This is a genomic window from Nostoc sp. DedQUE12b (assembly GCF_034530835.1).
Classification (GTDB): Bacteria; Cyanobacteriota; Cyanobacteriia; order Cyanobacteriales; family Nostocaceae; genus Nostoc.
The window spans coordinates 150,078-174,160 of sequence record NZ_JAVRCI010000002.1 but is presented as its reverse complement, the minus strand read 5'-3'; the positions used below and the strand labels follow the sequence as shown (position 1 = coordinate 174,160).

Genomic DNA, 24,083 nt, shown 5'->3' with positions numbered 1-24,083 from the left:
AAATACAAATTGTACCGATTTTTATATCAGGTTTGGTTGGTGCAGCTTGCTCTGTTGCATTTTCTTATGGAGTAGCTTCACTGCCATGTGGATTGGTATCAAAGGGTGCGGATACTATTTGTCAGGTACGTAGTTTTGGTAAAGCACTCGATAGTTGGAAATTTGGGTTTATTGTTGGTGGTTTAGGTGGGTTGATTTTGAGTCCTCGCCATCAATTTATATCCCGTTTTCAACCCATTCATTTGTCAACTGCTTCCTTAATTACTTTGGGCATTTATTTTTCAATTTCTCAAAGTACTGGTGTTTCTTCAGCGTCGTTAAATAGTTTAAGAGGAAGAGTTAGTACAGGTTCTTACTCACCACATCCTGATTCTCCACGGTTGAGTGCTTTTTTAGCAACAATTCGTTGGGCAGAAACAGGAACTAGTGAGACAGAAAGTTATCGCAAGTTAGTATTTAACGGAACTTTTAATGATTTTTCTACACACCCGTTAAAGAAACAGTGCGCTCCTATTAATGGTAAAAATGTTTGTTCAACTGCGGCTGGTGCTTATCAAATGTTGGATAAAAGTTGGTATGACCTTCAGCCAAAGTTAAACTTAAAGGATTTTAGCCCAGCTTCTCAGGACAAGATGGCAATTGAATATATTCGTCGTAATAATGCCTTAAGTGATGTTGAAGCAGGAAGGTTTGATACTGCGATGTGTAAAGTAGGTAGGGTATGGGCCAGTCTTATTTGCAACTCGTACAATCAAAACCCAAAATCTTTAGCGCAGTTGAGAATTTACTATCAGCAGCAATTACAAAAATTTGAAATTTCTAGGAGGTAAAAATCAGTGATGTTATTACCATACAATAACACTAATGGTAATATTGAAGTTAAAAAACAACAGCTTTTGACTGCAATTGTGCAGGCAAAACAAGATGGTTTGGGCAATGAAGAGATTATAGAGAATATACGGGAAGCTTTACCTGATGTAATGGTTTCTTATGCTGAAACTGTTTTAAAGCAGATTGACTTTAGAGCAAAATTATCACGTCAAGTTATAGAATTTAATTTAGAATTTTTATTTCAGGTAATATACGAATCAGTAATTGCAGGTACAAACGATGAAGAAATATTATCAATATGTGCAGAACACTGTACTTTAAACCAGTACGAGTTTGTACGTTACGCACTTGAATATATTCATCTCAATCGGATGCCATCGCAGTGGGAGCAAAATAACGTATATCAAAAAATGATTGAGATAGTTAATATATCACCCATTGAATCTTTATTTGAATACATTGAATCAATCAAAAATATTTATCTCAAGCAGATTGGTTATAAAGTAGTTCATGAGAATCTTTATAATTTATTTTTGAGCAATAAAGAAACTAGTTATTTTACTGATTTAGCTAATAAATCTAGAGATAACTTCATTAAAAACTATTGCTGCCGAACGGCAGTGCTTGTTGCGCGTGCCACAGGTAAGCCATTAGATTTAAAACTGACAGATGATGGTTCAATTATTTTAAAAGAGCCTAAATATTTAGATATAAATACTGGTGCAAATGAAATTGTTGCTTCACAAATTTTAACTATGGTACAGGCAGGAAAACTATTAGTTAATACTTTAGAAGAATTTAGTATTAATGCCAAATATGTTGATGCTAAAACGGGACCAACATTCAACCGCATTAAGGTAAAATTAGGACGAGGTGTAAGTTATAAAAAAGTAGAAGATATTGGCAATGACTTAGTGCAGCAGCTTGGTGAAGAGTTAAACTTGAAAGTTGCACCAATGGTAAGTGTTGTGCCTGGGGGAGTTGTATTTGACATACCCCGGTTAGATAGACAATTTGCTTATTTCCGCAATTATTTTACTTTTGACGGCGAACCTGATATTCATTCCGTATCTATCCCCGGTGGTGTTGATGTAGATGGCACCTATGTAGAAATTCCACTTTATAGCGACAACGTGACTCATATCTTGGGTGGTGGGCGGACACGGGGTGGGAAGTCGCAGTTTGAGAAAGCAGCAATTTTGTATTTGGTGCGACGATATCCCCCTTCGGTTGTTCGATTAGCACTTTCGGATGTCAAACGCGTGACCTTTGGTAAATTTGATGGGCTACCCCATCTTGTTGCCCCAGTTGCGCGTGATGCAGAGTCTACCGCTAACTTGCTTGATTACTTGGTTGAAGAGATGGAATTACGGTATCACGAATTTGAGCGCCACAGCAGTATTGAAACGATCGCACAGTACAATATGCGGTTTGCACCTGATTTTGTCATGCCGCGAGTGATTTGCCTGATTGACGAGTGTTTTGATCTACTTTCTGATGATAACTACTGCGATCGCATTGAGACTGCGCTAATGAAGTTGCTTGCAAAAGCGGGTGGTGCAGGGATTCATGTACTGTTGTACACGCAACGGCCTGATAAAAACGTGATTGATCCGTTGATTCGCTCAAACTTTCCAGCCAAGACAGCCTTTGTTACGACTCGCCCTGAAGACAGTTGTATTATCCTTGGAGACGATAAAGACAAACGTGCAGTTTATTTACTGGGATACGGAGATTTCTTGTACAAAACGACTGAAGTGCTGCGACTCCAGGCGCTTTATGTAGCTGACGATGAAGACCCTGAATACTTCCAGCAATTACTCCTAGAAGCTAAAAATCAGAACGACCCCTACACAGCTTGGCAGTCTGGGTTAGACTTTGATGAATTTGTCGCTAGTTTGTACGGCGAGCGCAATAGTAAGGACATAGGTAAATCTAAAACTACTGCTGTTACTAAAACTAAACAGTCCAAAACTGATTTTGAGGGCAGTTTTAACTTTAAGGTACAGCTTGACGAGGAAGCAAGAAACTCAATTTTAAATTTGCATCAAAAGGGTTATCAACTTGATGAAATTGTCAAAGCGGTATTTAATTTATCCCGTCAAGATGGTAGGTCATACAAGAAATTTAGAAACGTTGTCGAAGAATTTTTAAATAACTTTAAAGGTGGCGGTGAAGATGATATTTGAACTAACCATGCCTTTACCTCCTTGTATGAACGAAATTATTAACCAGGCACGGTCAAGTTGGCAAGCTAGTGCTGAACTTAAGAAGTACTGGACAAACTTAATTGGTGAATTTGTTAGAGAATGTGGATTTTATTTAGATGGTGCAGTTTGGATTGAATTTCATTGGTATGTCAAAAATTTTGGACGAGATAGCGATAACGTAGCTGCTGCCGCCAAATTTATCATGGATGGTCTGGTTACAGGACAAGCAATCCGTAACGATAACTTGACAGTTATCCAATCACCTGTAGTTCATTATTATCATCGCAGTAGTGGTGATGATGGTGTGCTTTTGAGACTTTCACAATCACCTGATTTTCTGTTAGATAATTTTATTGTATCTAACCAATTTTCCCGAAACAGCTTAGAAAAGCATAGTCAAAAAATCACATATTTACTGTTAACTTAATTTTTAGATATATTGGATTTAAAGGATGACGATAATGTTACGTTATAAAGACTACCGTCAGTTAATCGATCAGGTAAATGCAGGTAAAAATATTAACCTATGGGGCAAGCAAAATATTGGTAAGACTCTTACTGTTAAAAACTGTTTACTCAAGGATATTAACTTAGAGTCTGTTTACCTCAATCTTGAATATCCTTTTAGTGTGGATCATCTATTCAACGTTATTCCTATGAGCTTCAGTTTTTACTACCAGCAGGATTGGCAAAATATCATAAGCGAATTATCTGATGGTTATAATAGGCTGCTGGTGATAGATAATTTTGATAGATTGCACTTTGTTAGCAATACTTTTAGCCACGACTTATTTCGATTACAACAGTTAGCTCAATTAAAAAATTTTTCTTTAATATTAATATCTCGGATGCCGCTAGAATATTTCCATTTTTCAGGTTTTACTAACTATTTTGAAAAATTGGAATTGAACGAAACTAATACTTGGACTTTTGGACAGTAGATATATTGTTTGTAAATATCGTTTTTGGTGATATTTTACTCCGGGTGGAGTGTTGTTTTAAGCAATAAAGCAAGTTCGACTCTTGCTATCACCATTGAGGATGAAACTACTGCCGATACTGAAAATTAACCAGGACGAATCTATTAAATAGTTTTGGAATTGTTAATAGAGTAAGCGGTAGGTTAGTGGTGTAGTTCTCAGCAAATCCCAATTCGTGCCGGGGCAAGAGTAATTAAAAACCTTGTAACCTGCATTTTGGAGGGATAAATTATGTTGAAGAAGTTTGCGTTTAATTGCTTGAGAAACATTAATGCTGCTTTTGGAATGGTGTCTTTGACTGCTATTGGTTTGGGCGCTATAGCAACTTTTTCTGGTTTGGGTTTATTGTACTTAGCTAGGGGCGGATTCCCAATTGTTGAGAAAGAACGCTCTGAACAAATTGCCTCTACCGGCATTGGTGCTATTGTATTGGGTTTTACCGGAATTATTTTTGCTTCCTTGGGCGGTGTTTTCTTAAGTGTTTTTGAAGAATTGGAGGAAACTAATTCGGGTATAGAATCTGCAAAGATAACTGACATAAAACCGCTTGTATTTACAAAACCTGAGAGCTTTGAAAAATCTAATGGCGTGCCTTTTATTTACACCTATACAGTGATGACTTTTGAGGGGCATTCTGATTTTAAGGGCTTGGTTGTTTGCAGATTTGAGGAAGAACCGTATCGGAAATTGGTACTTTACGAGGAATTACGTTCTCACCACATTGACGACTTGACAGTAATCTATGATGAAATTGATCCAGACAAATTAATTGGACAAACCTTTTCCTCATATAAGCCTTTACCTTGTGAAGCTTTAGAGGAACATTTAGATATCCACCGACGCTATGTTAATGCAGTTAATAGCGAAGAATTTACTTCTTGCTATTTGCAAGTGTGTGCTGGGTGTAAGTTACTGCATGGTGCCAATAATATTGTTTGTGGAATTTATCCATACGGATGGTTTGAAGATGGTTGCTGTCCAGATAAGCAATGGGATGAACGTAAGGCGTTGTTTCCATTTGAAGATGATGCTGTTGTCGAAAGCTTAAATAGAGAAATATCGTCCAATCAGGCGAATCTTTGTAAGTTTTACGGCGACCTTATTTTGTGGGATGAATACGCTAATCGTAGGTTTTCTTTTTCTTATTCCGGTATCTTGCTGAAACATTCTGATAGACTGCTTGAGCTTGGTACGGAAGCGAGACTTCTTTCCTACATCCAGTATTTCCGCACTCGAAATGTAGTGGTCTTTGACTACGTAGCATCAGGGCGAGTTTCGGAGTTTACGAAGGAACTTAAGGGCATAGCCAAAATCGAGGTTGATGGTGATAAGATATCTATCTTTTTTGATATATATGCGCCTTGTCACCGCTTTCGCCGTGATGGTGTAGCGCTGCATCCTTACTCAACTTTTGTTCCCCAAGAACTCAAATATAACTACAACTTGGTTAGTTACGTCAACTACCTTAAAAGTAAAAAATCTGGAGTGCTGGGATGAATAAGGAAGTTTCTAAAAGCTGCGGGTGCAAGTCGGAAAAATCGCATTTTTGTAATTTCTGTATCTTGGATTGGTAATTTCTAAAATTCAACAACTGCAAATTTTGGAAAACTTGGTTCGTCTAATTGCTTAAAGGCAATTTACCCTCCTTCCTCCTACTGGTGGATGGGATACGTGTAAAAGCTTTCACTCAGTACGGGGGTTTCCCCCCGCTACTGGGTGGCAAGCCGCTACAACGCCGCCCATCAGTAATTCATGGAGGAATCACATTATGTCTGCTTTTGCAATATCACCTTTTGTACAATCTGTTAACGATGTTTTGTTTCCAATCGAGTTGTTTTTGATTATCTTCCCAATCTTGTACGTGATTTTTATCCCTGCTCAATCAGCATCACTTCAAGTTAGTAATAGCGCTGGGGTGATTTCTGAAGAGTCGCTAGTTTTGGAAACTCAGGGGTATTTGACTGTTGTTGGTGCTGTTTCTAATGAGAAAGAATTTTCTGAACCAGAATCTTCGATTATTGAAACTGCACCGCCACTTGTTGAAACTAGGTTTGCGGATGAAGCCAGACAACTTGTGCTAATAGATGTTACCGAAGAGAGGAAGAAGCTTTTGGATTTAGGCGCGCGGAAGCTGCGACAGTTCTGTAAGGAACGCCAGATTCAAGGCTATTCCACCGTCTACAACCGTAAAAAACTCGATGGACTCGTTGACTTTCTGATCGCACAACAAGTAACTTTTGCTCAAGTGGTCGAGTTTGTGGAAATGCTTGCTTAGAGTTTAATGAAAAGCCTCGGTAAAAATTGGGATTTCAAAACTACTTCCTTGAGATAGGATGGTGCTTGCTTGATAATTCCTTCTATTAAGTTTGGGCTTCCAAGATGCGTCCTATACTTCTTGGCGATAATGTCGGTAATCCCCTCCGAGTAGCTTCCTCAGCTACCTGCGTATGGTAATGGTGCTTTGAACGACTGGGTTTTCGGTTCTTGCTCCATTCGCTGATTTCGACAATTTTGCTCGCCTCTGCGCTCTTGCACTTCTTAGGTCTGCCTGCGTTCACACCTAATACATTATTTACCTTTGCGATCGCATCTTCCAAGGTTTCCGATGTTATGGTACAAGATATCCACTTTTTCTTCCAGTTTGTTACTGTTTGCTTATAATTGGCTTTTTATTGATAAAATTTATTAATTATTATATATAAATTATCATTACTCAACACCAAGCATGACCATCACCCTAACGCACAAAGAAGACTCCGAACTGTGGGAGGAAGCCGAACGTAGCAGCTCGCAAAATCCAGAGAAATTTGAAACTATTTGTCAAATACCCAGACAACTGGGCAAAGGTTGTGAAAGAAACATAGAGGTCTTTCCACATCTCTGGCTTTCAATTTTTAATTGGCAATATCACGATAATGTGCGTTGTGAAATACCCCTTTCCGAACATCCCCTACATTTTAATGTCCTACTTTCAGGAAAAATCAAAAGCGACTATGGAAAGCTTGGGGAAGGATACACACTCATTTCTGGTGGTGGGATTCAACCTAAGAGGACTGACGAGACTGAGAAATTTCAACATATTTTAGGCGTTCAAATTTTGATGCCACCGTCGATGTTGATAAATTTCTTCCCTGGAGAGGATGGAGAAATGCTTCCTCAATTGAAACTACTGGCAAAGGGTAATGACTGGCAGACACAACTTTACCCAAAAACCACTTCAGCAATACTGGGAGTAGCACAGCAAATTATTAACTGTCCTTTTCAAGGAATAACAAAGCAGGTATATTTGCAAGGTAAGGTGTTGGAGTTGATGGCATTACAACTAGCTCCACTGATCGCAGATGATAATAGATTGCGATCTGCTGAAAGCAGCAGCGCTTCGCTATCGCCACTACGGCTAAAGCCAAAAACCATCACCCGACTTGATTACGCAAGGGAAATTCTCATCTCCCATCTCGAAAATCCCCCATCATTATTAGAGTTAGCCGCGATGGTAGGGGTAAGTACTCGCACCCTTAAACGCGGATTTCCCGAACTTTTTGGTACAACAGTGTTTGGCTATCTGACAGATAGACGCATGGACTGTGCAGAACAGTTACTGCGACAAGGAAGCATTACCGTTGCTGAAGTAGCTAATCAAGTTGGTTATTCTAACCCAGGACACTTTGCTGCTGCTTTTAAGCGCCGATTCTACATCACACCAAGGCAGTGCTTATCAGGTAATAAAATAGCGTGATGCCCTTTGTGAGTAGATAGATGCCCTTTGTGAGTAGACTTGATTGCTAACTCTTTTATATACTCAGCTTTACAAAGCAAATAAGAACTATTTTCAATAATCCCAGGTATCCGAATTTTTCTTAGCCAGCTTTTTAAGCAGGTTGAGGGACTTTTGTATTTTGCTTTTCAAAAAGTGTGAGGAGTTATTTTAAGGAACTATTATGAAGCATTGGCAGTTGTTTGTCGGTGTTCGTTTGTTGGTAGTCAGTTTATCAGGATTTTTAGGTATTGTTGTAATTCAGCCAGGGTTGGCTGAGGAAAAATTAAGCAATGAGGAACATAAATCTAATTCTACAGAGCTAAATGCGATCGCCTTGCAGGAAGTCAGTAAAAATATTCCCCAACTGAGCAAAATCGAACTTCCTGCAACTAACGCTCAAATGTTGGTACAGACACCAACACCAACCAACCCACCCAGTACCCAAGCGGATGTTGTCGCAATTACGGGTGTAAAAGCAAATCCCACAGACAAAGGTGTGGAGGTAATTTTAGAGACACCACTTGGAACTCAACTGCAAGTCACAAATCGCAGTACGGGTAATAATTTTATTGTGGATGTGGCTGGTGGGCAGTTACGTTTAGCTGATGGCAATGCTTTTACATTTCGTTCCGAAAAACCAGTTGAGGGAATTACTGAAATAACGGTTACAAATATTGATGCAAATACTGTGCGAGTAATGGTGGTGGGTGAGAAGTCTTTACCAACAGTTGAGTTATATGATGATGATGCAGGGCTGGTTTTTGGGATAGCTTCTACTGCAACAGCGACACAGCCACCACAACAGCCCCAAACGCCGCAAGCCGAACAGAAGCCAGAAAACCAGACACCGCAACAGCAACCATCAGCACAGGAAGATGAACCGATTGAGTTGGTGGTGACAGGTGAGCAGGATGGGTATAACGTACCAGATGCGAGTACAGCGACGCGGACGGATACACCATTGCGGGATATTCCCCAATCGATTCAGGTGGTGCCGCGACAGATACTTGAAGATCGAAATGTGAGAAGACTAAACGAGGCACTGGAAACAGTCAGTGGTGTTTCGAGTTCTTTTTCCTTGGACGGGAGTGGTGTCACGTCGGGTGGTCGATTCATCAGAGGATTTGAGCAACTTGGCACCTTCCGCAACGGATTGTCTCAAGGTAATGAGATCTACGCATTAGATCCCATTGGCACCATTGAGCGAGTGGAAGTCCTCAAAGGTCCCGCCTCAGTTCTCTTTGGTGCGATCGAGCCAGGTGGAATTGTCAACACGGTGACTCGCCAACCGTTGAGTGAACCCTATTACAGGCTTGAATTTCAGGCAGGAAATCGTAATTTTTATCAACCCACCATTGATTTCTCAGGTCCGCTGACGACTGATAAAAAAGTGCTTTACCGTCTGATTGCTGGGTATGAAGCACTAGATGGCTTTAAGGAATTCACTGGTAGTGAGCAGTTTTCAGTTGCGCCCTCCATCACTGTGAACTTTAGCGAGCGAACTAACCTGAATCTATACTATGAATTTAGCCGTGCCTCTTTAAACACTGGAATCTATATTACAGATGTGGTTCGTTCGGATGGTAGCTTCATAACCCCTCGAAATTTATTTACGAGCTATCTTAATACACCAAATGCCTCATTTCAGACGCAAAGAATTGGCTACACGTTCAACCATCGCTTCAGCGATAACTGGCAGATCCGGAATAGTCTTGCGATACAGCTACAACGCTATGAGCGCCCCGGAACTCAGTACGGTGGAGTCCGGGATGATCGCTTTTTAACATTCTCCGATGGTTTTAGTGTAAACCCCTTTACCGATTTGGAGAACAACTATTTTGGACAAGTCGACTTGTTGGGGAAATTCAACACTGGCTCAATTTCACACCAGGTTTTAGTAGGGTTTGATGTAAACGATTTTGCAGTAGTTAATGAGGGCTTCTTTTTTGATGTCAGTGGTCTGCCCGATCTCGATATCCGCAATCCAAACTACGGTGTTCCAGACCTTCCCCTTTCAAACATCACCAACTTCTCTCGTACGAGTCGGTCCTACGGGCTTTACCTTCAGGATCAAATTGCATTCAGCGATAACCTGAAGCTGCTGATTGGAGGTCGCTATGATTGGGTTTCCGATGAGCTTCAAAGAACTGGTTTTGAGAACAGCTCTTTAAATGATAGTGCGTTTAGCCCCCGGCTTGGTCTGGTGTATCAACCCAGCAAAACAGTTGCTCTTTATACCAGCTACAGTCGTTCCTTTAGACCTTCTGCCTTCGGATTTGCAGCAGATGGATCGAGAAACTTTCAGCCAACCAGGGGAACCCAGTACGAAGTTGGAGTCAAAGCAGATTTTCTAGATGGAAGACTTTCCACCACCTTAGCCGCCTACCACCTGACTAAGACCAATGTGATCACGCCCGATCCCAATCCTGTGCTGGCGGCTCAAGGTTTTTCTGTTCAGACTGGCGAACAGCGCAGCCAGGGGATTGAGTTGGATATTGCAGGTGAGATTCTGCCCGGTTGGAAAGTCACTGGTTCCTATACTTATACGGATGCCGAAGTCACGAAGGATAATCCTCCTAGTGTCGGTAATCGATTGAGCAATGTCGGTAATCGATTGAGCAACGTGCCAGAAAATCAAGTCAGTCTTTGGACAACCTATGAAATCCAGCAGAGTGATTTAAAGGGATTGGGATTTGGATTAGGACTATTTTATGTCGGTGCGCGGCAAGCCGACCTGGCAAACGAGACGATACTCCGAGATTACTTCCGAACTGATGCATCGCTTTTCTACAAAAGAGATGGTTTTAGGGCAGCGATCAATGTTCGCAATCTATTCGATATAGACTATGCAGAATATGCTAACGGCAGGCTGTCTGTTTATAGAGGTAACCCTTTTACAATCACGGGTACTATCAGTTGGGAATTTTAACTCACAATTCAAGGTTGTTGATTAGATAAATGTAGCAGAATCCTGTTTAATTGCGCGAGCAACATCAAAATGGCCATGATGACCCACCGAATACGTCAGCTGATAAAGCCATTTCTGCTAATAGCTTTATCATTTCTATTAATGATTGCAGCTTGTTACAAGCCCAGCACCCAAAAAAACAATCTTTCAACCGCACAAGCAAAAGCCACGTCGGAGTGTCGAGTCATCAAGCATAGGCTTGGTGAAGCCTGTATTCCATTAGAACCACAGCGCATTGTTGTTTTGGATGTTCCAGCCATATTAGATTCTTTACTAGCTCTTGGTATCAAACCAGTCGGTACGGCAGTCGATCATTTTGGTATTGGTGAGCGTTGGAGTGGGAAAAGATTCTTTCCGGCTTTGTTGCCTGAACTTGTCGCAGGAATTGAGTCAGTGGGGGCAGAAGGAACTCCCTCTTTGGAGAAGATTTTGAAGCTAAAACCGGACTTAATTCTTCTAGCAAATCAATCTGAACTAGCATACCCACAGCTATCGAAAATTGCTCCTGCCGTACTCATAGATACATGGAAAGACAGAATACCGATAAAAGAAAATTTTCGACAGATTGCCAAGACTATCGGAAAAGAGAAGGAAGGAGAAAAAGTTCTTGCCCAATACCAAGAGCGTGTTTCAAAGTTTAAGAATCAATTAGGCGATCGATTACGAGGCTTGGAAATCTCAGTAATTGGCTATTATGAGAATCAGTTTGATATTTCACGCAATTCTTCACACTACCACCAGGTTTTCCAAGATATTGATTTACCCATTAAACCAATCCTTCTGAAGCAAGAAAACCATACTCAAATCAGCATTGAGAAGATTAGTGATTTTGATGCTGATATCCTATTTTTTACTGATTATAATAACCCTTCACCGCATCTGTATCAGAATCCTTTGATCCTATCTCTGAAAGCTGTTAAAAATGGTCGAGCTTACATTGTTGATGGGAGAGTTTGGGACTTTTATGGTCCCATTGGCATGAATCTTTTTCTTGACGATCTTTCTAAGTATCTTTTAGAAGCAAAACAAGACCCTTACTTTTCTAGACGGAACTAAAAAACTCAGGGTATATTTCATCAATAAGTTCTAAACCTATCGCAAAAGCACTTTTCATCAACCAGGCGATCAATCGCTTCTCTAGATTTTCCGCTTTTAACCTACCGCGTAGTCACTCATCTCACGCATAAAAGGAGGATGGAAACCTAACACAATATCTTCTTTTGATACACCCAAATTCACTAAATCAGCCGCAATATCAGAGACTCACGTAAAATTGCCATATCCCACCTCATAATTTGTTGAACTAATTCACTCTCTAACACAAAAGTAGCAAAAAATGCTAAAACCGTCTCCAACTGATTTAACTGATCGTCTGCACGCAGCAATCGCAATGCTTCTCGAATTATTGACTCATCATCTCCTCCTTTGAGTATAGGTACTTTATAGTTGCATTTAATCCTGGCTCAAACAGAGGAAAAGCAGGTTGGTTGCAAATAATCCTGGCTCAGTTGCATTTAATCCTGGTTTGTAAATGTCTTGATTGCAGGTTTGAGCGATTAGTATTGCAGGTCGTTAGTGTGATTCGTTCTGTCGAAACGAATAGAAATATTCGAGTCAGGTGTCGTTAGTAAACGCATATTTAACCAGGCTGATACAACATTATTCAGCCAGCTAAAAGCATGGGCAGAACATCGTCACCCCAATAAAATCTTCCCGATGGAGTTGTCAAAAGTATTGGCAAACTGTAGGGTCTGATAATTGGGTATTTAAACCCCATAACCAGAAGATTCGCTTATACAAGCACCGTGAAACTCCTATTGTGAGACACATACAAATGCAAGGAAGCCGTAGCCCATTTGATGGTGACTGGGTGTACTGGAGTTCCAGAATGGGTAAACATCCTGAAGCGCCAACAAGAGTGGCAACACTCCTGAAGATGCAGAAAGGAAAGTGTGCTCACTGTGGACTGTTTTTTCACCATGAAGATTTGATGGAAATCGACCATAAAATCCCCCGCTCCCAAGGCGGTAAGGATAGTTATGACAACCTTCAATTACTTCATGGACATTGCCATGATGCTAAAACGGCAGTAGATAAATTTGCTGTTACAGTTCCAGAGATAGATGAGGATTATCTCAACTTTCATCCCTTTTAACTCTGAACTTAGAGGTGTGCGTGACAAGCACCAAATCATTGAGGAGCCGTGTGAAATTAACGTTTCATGCACGGTTTTGTAGCCGAGTCAGAGAGGTGACTTTCTGGCTTAGGCATCCAGATATCGGAAGATTTTGCCATGTCTAAACTAGATGCACATCTGGAAATTATCTCATTCGACCTAGTTGCAGAAAGTAAATTTTTATCAAAAAAATATTAGTTTTTAGTTCGCTCCCCTTATAAACCTGCCCATCACAATGTCAAAACCTGCTGCTCACCCCCTCCTGCGTTTACTCCGCTATGCCAAACCCTATCAACTTCAAATTTGGGGTGCAATTCTTTGCTCGATTCTGCGTACCCTATTAGACCTAGCACCCCCCTATCTCATCGGCGTTGCGGTGGATGTGGTAGTCGAACAAGAAACTTCATTAATTGCTCGGTTTGGCATTCAAAATCCCCTAACTCAGTTATTAGTGCTGTCTGTGCTGACGATCGCCACCTGGGGTTTGGAATCCCTCAGCCAATATACAACCGAAAAACTCTGGCGCAATTTAGCACAAACCCTACAACACGAACTACGTGTCGATACTTACAATCACTTACAAGAACTAGAACTTGCTTACTTTGAAAACCGCAGCACGGGCATCCTGCTATCTATTCTCAATGATGACATCAACCAGCTTGAAGGTTTCTTCAACTCTGGCGCTGAAGACCTGATCGGCTTCTTCACACGAGTATTTGCAGTGGGGATTAGCTTTGTGCTGCTGGTTCCCGGTATTGCCTGGTTAGCGATGCTACCCATCCCATTTATTCTGTGGGGAACGTTCGCGTTTCAATCCCGTTTAGCTCCCCGCTATGACAGTGTGCGCGATCGCGCTGGAATCATTAGCGATCGCCTTGCTAACAACCTCTCTGGTATTGCCACGATTAAAAGCTTTACCGCCGAAGCCTATGAAAGCAATCAGGTTTATACTGAAAGTGATGCCTATCGTCGCAGTAACAAACAAGCGATCGCCCTGAGTGTAGCCTTTGAGCCAGTGCTGCGATTTCTGATTTTGTTTGGGTTTGTGCTGACGCTGTATCTAGGTGGTCAGGAAGTGCTACAAGGTCGTCTGAGTGTGGGAACCTATAGCTTTATGGTGTTTATTGTTCAAGATTTACTCTGGCCCTTCACCGAACTAAGTAAAATCATGGATGAATATCAGCGAGCGATGGCATCGGTACGTCGTGTCATGGGCTTACTGGATACTGCGATCGCAATTCCAGGAGGCGATAATTCCTTACCAATCGAAACTGTGGCTGGTAAAGTGCAATTTGATCGTATTACCTTTGCCTACAATGAGCGCAACCATATACTCAAAAATTTGTCCCTACAGATTCCTGCTGGAACCACCATCGGCATTGTCGGAGCAACTGGTTCAGGTAAAAGTACGTTAGTTAAGCTTTTGCTACGCTTTTATGAGGTAGAGAGTGGGCGGATTTTAATTGACGACATAGATATCCGCGACCTCAATTTATTCGATTTACGGCAATGTATTGGTTGGGTGAGTCAGGACGTGTTTTTGTTCCACGGTACGGTTGCTGAAAATATTTGTTACGGTAGTTTCCATGCCAATCAAGAACAGATTATCCATGCTGCCAAGTTAGCCGCAGCTGATGAATTTATCGAGCAACTGCCCCAGGGCTATGACACAATTGTGGGCGAACGGGGACAGAAACTTTCTGGAGGACAACGACAACGACTGGCGATCGCTCGTGCTATTCTCAAAGACCCACCAATTTTGATTTTGGATGAGGCGACATCTGCGGTGGATAATGAAACTGAAGCGGCTATTCAGAAATCGCTGGCTATGATTACCCAGAATCGCACGACAATTGCGATCGCTCATCGTCTTTCTACGATTCGCCACAGTCATTGTATTTATGTGATGGATCATGGTCAAATTGTCGAGCAGGGTAAGCACGAGGATTTACTGGCACTTGATAGTATCTATGCTAGTTTGTGGCGCGTACAGTCTGGGATTCATTAGGGTTTTTCCCAAATGCTCCAGTTTTGTTAGGTCTCTAAGAGGGTGTTTGAAACAGCAATTCTCATTATGAGAATGATTATCAGCAATTGAAGTGTAAAACTAACTGATGGAACCTGGGAACTGTTGAAAATAAGGGTACAAGTATCATCGGAACAGAAAACCGAGTTAAGCTTAAAAGTTTTGTCCTGTAAGGATTTTCTTGAGGGTTGCAGTAGCTGATTTTTCAAGTTACCAGGTAGCTGCTTAACGATAAAACAAGGGTTTCAGCGTTGAAATAAATTTGTATTATATATGTAATAATGCTTAACCCAGTTTTCTGTTCCAATGATACTAATAAGCTAATCGGCACTTAAGTTGCATAATAAGAAAATGAAGCCGTTTAAAAGCAACGATGCCGCCCCCAGCCAAGAACTTTTTAACGCCAGAACAAGTTAGCTCCTTACAGCAAGCTCTAAAAGAGAGCGAGCAACCCCACGTCAGGGAAAGAATTTTAATTATTCTGCTCCAGAACGATGGGAAACCGCAACACGAAATTGCTAAATTTTTAGGCTGTTCGCACAGAACAGTAGCATACTGGTGTATGCATGGCGATCCAGATGATTTAGAGACTTTACATAATAAAAGAGAATACGAGCATTACCGAAAAGCTACGCCTGAATATAAGCTGTTACGCATTTAAATTGCATAATTATTCATCAGGGCTGTCCAGAGTCAAAAGTCCAGAGTCAAGGTTTATTCTGGACTCTTGACTCTGGACTCTTGACTGCCTCAACGAATGTTGTGCAATTTGTAGGCGCATTAGCTTATTGAACTGTTATTAAAAACTGTTAAGCAATCACCATCAGAGTTAGGTTACGAATTTGGAAAATGGACAGCAGAAAGATTAGCTACATATTTAACCGAGAAGACAGGCATTGATTTAAGTAGCTCTCAAGTCAGGAGGATATTAAAGCGAAAAAAGTATAGTTATATCTGGGCTAAATATGACCTAGAAGATAAACAAGACCCAATCGAAAGAGCTAAGTTTAAAGAAAAACTTGCTCAATATTTATCAATAGCACGAGAACAGCCAGAGCGTTTGCAGGTATGGTTTTGGGATGAAAGCGGTTTTAGTTTACGAGTAATTCGCCGGAAGAATTGGGGTAAAAAAGGAAAACGTAAAAATGTTCCAGGGCAACGGCGTTGTGGTAGGGTTAATGTGATGGGAGCAATCCGAGAATTAGACCGAAAACGGGTATGCTTTTTCGTGAAAAAAGGTAATGCAGATATTTTTTACGAGCAATTACAACAATTAAATGAATTAATTAAGCAAGAGTGGATAAGTAAAGGAAACCTTGGTGAAGATTTTGCTAAGTATGGGCCAAAGATTATTTTAATTTTAGATAATGCTAGTTTTCATAAACGCAAAGATATTCTGGCTAAGATATCTCAAGAGTTTCCCAATTTCGTTTTAGAATTTCTGCCTGCTTACAGTCCTGATTACAATATTATCGAGTTAGTTTGGCATTCATGCAAAGAATATATTGCTCATCGGTTGTTTAAATCAGTAGATGAATTAAACTCACTGCTAGATAAGCTGTTGAATCAAGGCGAGTTAGTGATTAAGTGGCATCGGAACATCAAACATAAAGGTAATTTCAGCTATGTTGCAGCTTAAATGCTGATTAGCTTACCCCTAATTTGAAATTGTTTTTGTGAAGTCATTTATTTACTCAACCTTAGCTAAATGGCTAACGCGATACTGCTTTACTGCTTCTAATTCGATTTCTTTTGCTGAGTTCAATGCTGTCATCACTTCTCCACAGACTTCGATTTTGGCATTATAGGCACCTTTTGTACTACTATCTGGGTCTGCAAAATCAATCCGAACTTCTGCCCAGTCAGGCTCCTTCCCTTCAGCGACTTCTTCCATCGTCACTACTTTTCCCGCTTTCAAATAGTTAAGCCAACTCCACCCAGACTGCATCCAAATTTCGCGCTCGGCTATTTGCTCAAATTTGCTTAAACCAGTCCATCCTCGGTAGTATTGACGTACACCAAAGACTGAACCATTTCGCTGCACCAGTAAATCCAATACCTCTGGCTCTAGATGTCCCCACAAGCAGCCTTGAGGTAAATCAATTAAGGTAGGAGCAAACTGATGACCGCCAAAATGAGTTGTTTGCCAGACTCTTAACTTTCCGTTGGAAGCAGGAGCATATTCTTTACGTAATTTTCGATATATGGGAGTCCCAAATCTGCCACAAGCAAGGTCAACTTGAGCATGGGTGCAAATCATCAGTTCACGAATGTCACTTGTTTGTTGTTGATATTGCTGAAATTGCGATAAATCGTTGGTTTGTTGTATTAACTGCTTGAATATTGCTCTTACTAAAGCAGCAGCTTCGTTTTCTGGAACAACAAACTCCTGTTTTTCAAACTGAGAAAACAGCTTTGCAGGGCGATAGTAGTACAACACACGGGTGAAGCCAGGACGAGAGTACTCGCGGTCAGGAGCAATTAGCATTGGTCTCAATTTGATCTCATGCTCAAAAACTAACTCTTGGAATAAACCCGTCAATGACTTGATAGTTGGATTTTTCTCAAAAATTTCTTGCGGCCAAGGTTGTGGAATTTCTATAATCAACCAATGGTCGTAAGTACCTGCTGTGCCAATTGGGTCTTCTCCATTGGCTTTAGAAACCAGTGAACAAAAACGACAGTCTGTTGTGAGGAATTGGTGAGTGTGTTGAGTTTGCATATATAAAAATCAGATTTGATTTTTAAAAAAGGCTACGAGATAATACTGAGAAACACATCTGTCTGGGTTACATAAATATTTTTGGGCAAGACAACAATTTAGCAATTGAACGTAGCCCTCAGAAAAGTCAATTTTGCGAGAATTAACCGACCAACATAAAACGTTGACATTTTAGAATGAAATAGCCTTAGTATCCGGGGCTATTTCATTTTAAAAAGCAGCTTGAGTGTGTCTAATTGAAATAGCCTATTGACTATTAATTGATATCTATTTTAACTCCCTCAATGATGCAGTCTTCATTTATGGGGATAATTTTGGTGAGTTTGAACCCGGCAGATTCAAACAAGTTTTGGAACTCACCTTCAGTACGCTCACGTCCACCAGAGCACATCACCAACATGTGGATATCTACTAACTTGCTAAAAGAATACTCGTTTCCAGGGGGTATTACCTTTTCTATCAATAACAATCGCCCTTGTTCTCTCATGGCTTGATAACAGCGCTTAAGAATGGAGATAGCTCGCTCATCATCCCAGAGATGAACAACTTCCCTGAGTAGATAAGCATCTCCTCCTTCTGGGATAGCCTCAAAAAAGCTACCCCCTATCAGTTGACAGCGATGGTTAACAGATGCTAATTCACACAAATTCTTGGCTTGATCGATCACTTTTGGGAGATCGAACAACACTCCTGTCATAGTGGGGTTAGCTTTGAGGATAGCAGCAAGCAACTGACCTGTGCCACCACCAATGTCAACTAGCTTGCCAATTAATGAAAAATCATAAGCCTCTACGTATGGAGCAGATACCTCTTTTGACATAAAAGCATGATCGTGAAACAATTCTCTTGCAACAGAATTTTTCTCCAAGTACTCAAACAAATCCATGCTATACAAATGTTGAAAGGCACTTTCTCCTGTCTGGACACTATACATTAAATTTTCCCAGGGTTTATGGTAATACTCCTCGCCACGAAGGATTGCTGTACTCCTTACAGAGCCAGGAACATTGCTTTGCAGACAATCTGCTAGTGGAGTGAGTTTAAAGCATCGGGGTTGTGTCTCAGCAAAAATTCCGATCCCAGCCAAAAATCGTAACACTCGATAAAGGGTATCGCTGTGGGTATTTGTTGCAGCGGCTAAAGCATCGCAGTGCTGAGAACCATCTTTGAGCAAATCAGCAATGCCAAGTTTTGCAATAACATAGATACACCGCGAAACCTGGTAGGCATGTATCCATTCTTCCATGTCCAATGGAGACTGAACTGTGCTGGGATTAAACTCTGATAAAACCATGATTTTCCTCTAAATTACTTTCAAACTTTTTAGAATCATTGCATCATAACTACGGTCTGGTCCGAATTTTTTAAGCATTAGCTCAAGCATTAAATCTAACTGATCGTTAGACAAGAAATAACGTGTTTTAGGCTTTTTAACTTCTAAAGCTTTTATAATTGCATCTGCAACTTGCTCCGGCGGCATTCCTTCACGATTTGATTTAATTAAACCTTCTACAAAAAGTTTATATCTATCTCCATACATTGCTTTGGCATCAGGTGACATATTGGCAAAATTTTTTCTAAAGCTTTCCTCTACTTTATCCGGAGCCGCAGACGCAATTGAGCCTGGTTCAATTAAGATAACTTCGATTCCCCAAGGATGTAATTCTATTCTCAAAGCATCATTAAATGCCTCTAATGCAAATTTGGAAGCACATAAAGCAGAGACATACGGTGCAGACAATACTCCTCCGACAGAGCCGATATTAATAATCCGACCTTTAGCTTTTCGGATTAATGGTAAAAATTCCTGTGTTACAGCTATTTGCCCAAAAACATTGATTTCAAATTGCCATCTCAGATCGTCAAGTGAAATAAACTCCAGTGGCCCATCAACTAACAGACCCGCGTTGTTTACTAATCCTACTAATCCTTCATTATGAAGAGATTTTAAAACAACATCTGCCGCAGATTTAATTTCTTCTGTTTTTGTAATATCCATGAAGATTGGTGTCAAATTCTCAGAGGAATCACTCTTGAGAGATTCTGCATCTTTTTCTTTACGGACTGATGCAAACACCTGATATCCTTTTTTGTCAAGCATAAGAGCTGCTGCTCTGCCCACACCTGTTGATGCTCCTGTAATTACGATAGCACCTTTTTGTTTTAGAAGCATTTTTATGACCTTTATGGTGAATATATGTGCATAGGATGAGAACTACAATTTAAAATCAATACAATTGTAAGTGTATTAATAGTTTAACAATGATTATTCTTTGATATTGTATTCATCTTTTTGAACTCACCAAATGTTAATGAAAGTGCAATAATTATAAGCAACAAATGTGTTGTGACCATTCCATAATACACACCGTTAACACCTAAGAACTTTGATAATATTATCATTGATGGAATAAATAAAACTATACTGTGTAGAATAATTATTATAGAGACAGTTTTTGCCTTTCCTATAGACTGAAAAAAAACTGAACCAAAGGGAACAAAAGCCATTATTGGTATTAATAAACTAAGTATACGAAAGTTAAGTAAATCATTGTTTGTGAAAGTTGAATTTGGCAATAGCCAACTTAAAAGTATTTCTGGTGATAATTGCATTGGTAACCAAAATAATACAGCCAAAGCAGTCACAGAAATAGTAAAAATAAAATAAGCCTTTTTGAGTCTCTCATAATTTCCGGCTCCATAATTTATGCCAATGACTGGTTGTAATGCTTGAACAAATCCATTTAAAGGAATGAATGCTAATGAAGTTAATCTTAGTGTTGCTCCGTAGAAGGCAATATCACTCTTTGTTCCAAAATAAGAGATAGATTTAAAAACAATAAAACTTTGAACTAAGTCCATAACACTAGCGAGTAGCGCTGATATTCCCACTGATAAAATTCCAGGAAGTAAATTTATTGCTATGGCAAATTTTCTAGGATTAACTGGAATGGAACTTTTTGCAGACAAAAAATATGTAAAATTTATTAAGCAAAAACCTATCATGGCAATAACAGTAGCAAGAGCAATTCCCTGTATACCCCAATGAAAAACTACAACAAATATAGGATTTAAAATTATATTAATAATCACATAAATTGCGGCAAAAGTCATAGCTAATCTAACTTTACCTTCTGACTTAATAAGTTGGTTAGAAGCTACTGCTAGTATATAAAATACTGAACCTAATATATAAGTTTTAAAATATTCAGACCCGGCAAAAGCTACTTGACCATCTCCTCCCATGAATTTAATTAGTTCGTAACTAAAGCTATAACCAATTATAGTAATAAAAAAGGATATAAACATACCCATTATAATTAAATTGCCAAATATTTTGGACTGAGTTTTTATATCTCCTGCACCAATAGCTCGGCTCAGGACAGAAGCTGAACCTGTTCCCACTAAGAAAGCAAAACCATCTATGATCTCAGTAAGTGGTAGAGCTAGAGATATGCCAGCAATAGCTGTTTCTCCCATAAACTGACCTGCAAATAGAGCATCAATAAAAGCATTTATATTACTCAGCAGCGTTACTAGAATGCCAGGGGCTGATAACTTGAACATCAGTTTTAAGAGATTACCTTGAAGGATTTCATTTCTTATTTGAGATTGTTTTTGTAAAATCATTTTTTATTTATGTATTACCGTGACCCAAGCATTATCATTTTCAAGCCACTAGCTGGAGGATAGTTAACACCCCTAGCCTTAGGTTTCTCTACTTTTTTCTCTGCCAATACTAATTGATAACGTGAGAGAATTGTTGCTAATACTAGTTTCATTTCAAAAAATGCTAATAGCTCACCCGGACAGCGGCGAGCACCACCACCAAATGGGAGAAATTCATAGGGTGAATATTCTTTTTCTAAAAAGCGCTCTGGTCTGAATTGCTTTGGTTGTGGATATAAGTCTTCCCGTTGATGAGTTAAATATATACATCCTCTTACTACTGTACCTGGTTCTAATTTGTAGTCCATTACTTCAATTGATGATTCTACAAGCCGTGGAAATGTAACAACCTGAGTTGGATAAATTCGTAGGGATTCATTACAAACAGCACTCAGGTAGGGTAATGCAATAATCTTCCCAGGCTCTGGGAACTCACCAAGACTATCAAGTTCTTCTAACAATCGTTCGCGAACTCCAGGTGTACTATGAATCCAGTATAAAGACCAACTTATAGCAGTGGCTGAAGCATCTTGACCACCAAATAGCAATGATGGAAACAAATCTCGTATATATTCATAGGTCATTGGTTGACCTGTTTCATCGCAAGCAAACACCAATTCTGATAATACGTCGCTACGCAAAGAGTTTACTTGTTGGCGACGTTCTTCAATTTCGGCATGGAGTAGTTTGTCAAATTGTCGTTGTAAATGAAGCCAGTATCCCCAAGGACTCCAGCGACCCAAATCCCTCTTTAGAACGGGATAGGACAGAGATATATCTAACCAGCGAGACCTCGCATAACTTATTAGTTTAGAAAACAGTTGTCGAAATTGCTCATAACGCTCTCCCTCATGTAAGCCAAATAATGATGGCAAAACTACTTCTAAGGTAATCTTTTGCATAGTAGGGTAAGCTAGAAAAGATTTACCTAAGGTTAGTTGATTCATTACTTTTTCTGTTACTTTACAGATACGCTGTCCGTACTCTTGTGTCTGAGTTTGGCGCATAGGTGACATCAATAACTTACGACGATTTCTGTGACGCAACCCATCTAGTGCGAGCAACCCGTTATTCCCGACTATTGATTCTCCACCTTGATTTAACTTTCCAGAAGCTATAATCTCTCTAGCATTGGTAAAAATTTGCTTCATCCCTTCTGGGTTGCTGACTATTACTAGCGGTATCGAATCAGCCATAATAGTGAAAATGTCGCCATAGTGATCGCCCATAGTATCCATGAAGCTAAGGGGATCGGTCTCAAATTGACTGAGTAATCGGGGAGAAGTTTTTGGCCCATCAGGTAGTTTCATTAGTATTTTTCTGATAAATGTTAAATAATTAATTCGGTTTTAAACTAAGCCGAGAACCGATGGCTGTGACTGTACTTTATTTTGACGCACACCGCGCACGACCATCTTCACACCGCTAGCAGGATAACAAATCAGACCTCCAAATTTGGGACGTTCTGGACGCTGACTGACTAACTCTAATTCATAACGTGAAAGAATAGTTGCTAATATCAGTTTCATTTCAAATAGGGCAAAAGTTCCGCCGATACACACACGAGAACCACCGCCAAAAGGTAGAAATTCGTAGGGAGAATATTGTTTTTCTAAAAAGCGTTCTGGCTGAAATTCCTTTGGTTGTGAATATAAATCTTCACGTTGATGTGTCGAATAAATATTAGCAATTAGTATTGTTCCGGGACTCAAATCGTAGCCCATTAACTTGATGGGAAACTCTACCAATCTCGGAAATGCAAATAACTGAGTTGGGTAAATTCGCAAAGCTTCATTACAAACAGCGCTTAAGTATGGTAGTGTAAAAATGCTCATGGGGTCTGGGTTTTCGCCGAAACTGTCGAGTTCTGATAGCAAACGCGATCGCACAGCAGGTAAACGATGAATCCAGTACAAAGCCCAAGCGATCGCAGTTCCGGAAGCATCACCAGCCGCAAATATGGGAGATAATAAAAGGTCACGCACTTCGTCATTGCTTAGTGGTTGACCTGTTTCATCTTCTGCAAAGATAAGATCGGTAAGCATATCGGTGCGTGAAAAGTCTAATTGATTGCGACGTTCTTCAACTTCTGTCGATAGTAATTGGAAAAGTTCTTGTCGAAGGTGGAGAAAATAACCGTGTGGACTCCACCGACCTAAATCTCTTTCTCCAAAAATAGTAAGCAGAATCTTATCTATTAGCGATTGTACATTTAATCTCAGAACGGAGGTAAATAAATGCTTAATTTTTTCATGACGTTCTCCTTTGTCTAAACCCATAACAACTTCTATACCTACTTTTAAGGTAATATCTTCTATTTTTGAGTATGCGATGAAAGGTTTTGCAACTGTCTGCTGACCAATAATATTTTCCGTAAGTTCACAGATCCGTTTTCCACAGGCTTGCATCCGCGCTCCATGAAAAGTCTGCATTAATATTTTGCGTCGATTTCTGTGAATTAAACCATCAAGTTGAAGGACTCCTTTTTCTCCTGTCCCTAAGACGAAATCTCGATTCAAATCACCCTTTGCAATAATTTCTTTGGTATTTGTGAAAATTTCCTTGATTCCTGACGGATTGCTTACATAAACTATTGGTGTGGAACCATACATGAGAGTGACAATATCACCATAACGTTTGGAAATCGCATCCATATAACCAAAGGGATTAGTCTCGAATTGCAGACCTATTAACCAAGAAGGAGTTTTTGGTCCTGGGGGTAGTTGCATAATTTGTTTACTGCC

Annotated in this window: 18 protein-coding genes and 3 pseudogenes; 13 read left to right on the top strand and 8 right to left on the bottom strand. The window is 40.0% G+C overall.

What is annotated here, in order from left to right; all coding sequences use genetic code 11:
* Positions 1-2: 2 nt before the first annotated feature.
* The 9 genes from RMY16_RS01620 to RMY16_RS01580 all read left to right on the top strand — a co-directional run bounded on the left by RMY16_RS01620 (position 3) and on the right by RMY16_RS01580 (position 11,802).
* Complete coding sequence (locus RMY16_RS01620; RefSeq protein ID WP_322734959.1) at positions 3-830, top strand: lysozyme; 828 nt, start codon at positions 3-5, stop codon at positions 828-830.
* 9 nt (positions 831-839) lie between these two features.
* Positions 840-3,020 carry a DNA translocase FtsK gene (locus RMY16_RS01615; protein WP_322734958.1) on the top strand — a complete coding sequence of 727 codons (2,181 nt, stop codon included), beginning with the start codon at positions 840-842 and terminating at the stop codon, positions 3,018-3,020.
* Positions 3,010-3,468, top strand: coding sequence for a hypothetical protein (locus tag RMY16_RS01610; protein ID WP_322734891.1), 459 nt, complete (start codon positions 3,010-3,012; stop codon positions 3,466-3,468). Before RMY16_RS01615 ends, RMY16_RS01610 begins: the two co-directional genes overlap by 11 nt.
* Before the next feature lie 34 nt (positions 3,469-3,502).
* Positions 3,503-3,982 (top strand): ATP-binding protein, encoded by a 480-nt coding sequence (locus tag RMY16_RS01605; RefSeq protein WP_322734890.1) that lies wholly within the window; start codon positions 3,503-3,505, stop codon positions 3,980-3,982.
* A gap of 270 nt (positions 3,983-4,252) precedes the next feature.
* Positions 4,253-5,518 (top strand): hypothetical protein, encoded by a 1,266-nt coding sequence (locus tag RMY16_RS01600; RefSeq protein WP_322734889.1) that lies wholly within the window; start codon positions 4,253-4,255, stop codon positions 5,516-5,518.
* A 271-nt stretch (positions 5,519-5,789) separates the two neighbouring features.
* On the top strand, positions 5,790-6,296 hold the full coding sequence (locus tag RMY16_RS01595) for a hypothetical protein (RefSeq protein ID WP_322734888.1): 507 nt from the start codon (positions 5,790-5,792) through the stop codon (positions 6,294-6,296).
* A 450-nt stretch (positions 6,297-6,746) separates the two neighbouring features.
* Complete coding sequence (locus RMY16_RS01590) at positions 6,747-7,757, top strand: AraC family transcriptional regulator (protein WP_322734887.1); 1,011 nt, start codon at positions 6,747-6,749, stop codon at positions 7,755-7,757.
* Positions 7,758-7,959: 202 nt separating this feature from the next.
* Positions 7,960-10,707: a TonB-dependent siderophore receptor gene (locus tag RMY16_RS01585; RefSeq protein ID WP_322734886.1), complete on the top strand. Its 2,748-nt coding sequence runs from the start codon at positions 7,960-7,962 to the stop codon at positions 10,705-10,707.
* 75 nt (positions 10,708-10,782) lie between these two features.
* A complete protein-coding gene (locus RMY16_RS01580) occupies positions 10,783-11,802 on the top strand; it encodes an iron-siderophore ABC transporter substrate-binding protein (RefSeq protein ID WP_322734885.1) in 1,020 nt (339 codons plus the stop codon).
* A gap of 96 nt (positions 11,803-11,898) precedes the next feature.
* Here the strand turns inward: RMY16_RS01580 and RMY16_RS01575 are convergent, their stop codons facing one another.
* Both RMY16_RS01575 and RMY16_RS01570 read right to left on the bottom strand, forming a co-directional pair.
* On the bottom strand, positions 11,899-11,985 hold the full coding sequence (locus RMY16_RS01575) for an element excision factor XisI family protein (protein ID WP_416211639.1): 87 nt from the start codon (positions 11,983-11,985) through the stop codon (positions 11,899-11,901).
* Between the two features lie 20 nt (positions 11,986-12,005).
* Positions 12,006-12,185: pseudogene (locus RMY16_RS01570) on the bottom strand (transposase); the annotation flags it as partial.
* 395 nt (positions 12,186-12,580) lie between these two features.
* Here RMY16_RS01570 and RMY16_RS01565 point away from each other — a divergent pair.
* The 4 genes and pseudogenes from RMY16_RS01565 to RMY16_RS01550 form a co-directional block, all read left to right on the top strand.
* Positions 12,581-12,901 (top strand): HNH endonuclease, encoded by a 321-nt coding sequence (locus tag RMY16_RS01565; RefSeq protein WP_322734884.1) that lies wholly within the window; start codon positions 12,581-12,583, stop codon positions 12,899-12,901.
* Positions 12,902-13,157: 256 nt separating this feature from the next.
* Complete coding sequence (locus RMY16_RS01560; RefSeq protein WP_322734883.1) at positions 13,158-14,930, top strand: ABC transporter ATP-binding protein; 1,773 nt, start codon at positions 13,158-13,160, stop codon at positions 14,928-14,930.
* Positions 14,931-15,321: 391 nt separating this feature from the next.
* Positions 15,322-15,591: pseudogene (locus RMY16_RS01555) on the top strand (helix-turn-helix domain-containing protein); the annotation flags it as partial.
* Positions 15,592-15,735: 144 nt separating this feature from the next.
* Positions 15,736-16,587: pseudogene (locus RMY16_RS01550) on the top strand (IS630 family transposase); the annotation flags it as partial.
* A gap of 51 nt (positions 16,588-16,638) precedes the next feature.
* Here the strand turns inward: RMY16_RS01550 and RMY16_RS01545 are convergent.
* The 6 genes from RMY16_RS01545 to RMY16_RS01520 all read right to left on the bottom strand — a co-directional run bounded on the left by RMY16_RS01545 (position 16,639) and on the right by RMY16_RS01520 (position 24,068).
* Complete coding sequence (locus RMY16_RS01545) at positions 16,639-17,670, bottom strand: sucrase ferredoxin (protein WP_322734882.1); 1,032 nt, start codon at positions 17,668-17,670, stop codon at positions 16,639-16,641.
* Between the two features lie 256 nt (positions 17,671-17,926).
* Positions 17,927-18,964 carry a methyltransferase gene (locus RMY16_RS01540; RefSeq protein ID WP_322734881.1) on the bottom strand — a complete coding sequence of 346 codons (1,038 nt, stop codon included), beginning with the start codon at positions 18,962-18,964 and terminating at the stop codon, positions 17,927-17,929.
* A gap of 9 nt (positions 18,965-18,973) precedes the next feature.
* Entirely contained in the window at positions 18,974-19,843 is an 870-nt protein-coding gene (locus RMY16_RS01535; protein ID WP_322734880.1) for an SDR family oxidoreductase, read from the bottom strand.
* An 83-nt stretch (positions 19,844-19,926) separates the two neighbouring features.
* Positions 19,927-21,300 carry an MATE family efflux transporter gene (locus RMY16_RS01530; RefSeq protein ID WP_322734879.1) on the bottom strand — a complete coding sequence of 458 codons (1,374 nt, stop codon included), beginning with the start codon at positions 21,298-21,300 and terminating at the stop codon, positions 19,927-19,929.
* A gap of 14 nt (positions 21,301-21,314) precedes the next feature.
* Positions 21,315-22,649 (bottom strand): cytochrome P450, encoded by a 1,335-nt coding sequence (locus tag RMY16_RS01525; RefSeq protein ID WP_322734878.1) that lies wholly within the window; start codon positions 22,647-22,649, stop codon positions 21,315-21,317.
* 39 nt (positions 22,650-22,688) lie between these two features.
* Entirely contained in the window at positions 22,689-24,068 is a 1,380-nt protein-coding gene (locus RMY16_RS01520; RefSeq protein ID WP_322734877.1) for a cytochrome P450, read from the bottom strand.
* Positions 24,069-24,083: the final 15 nt, after the last annotated feature.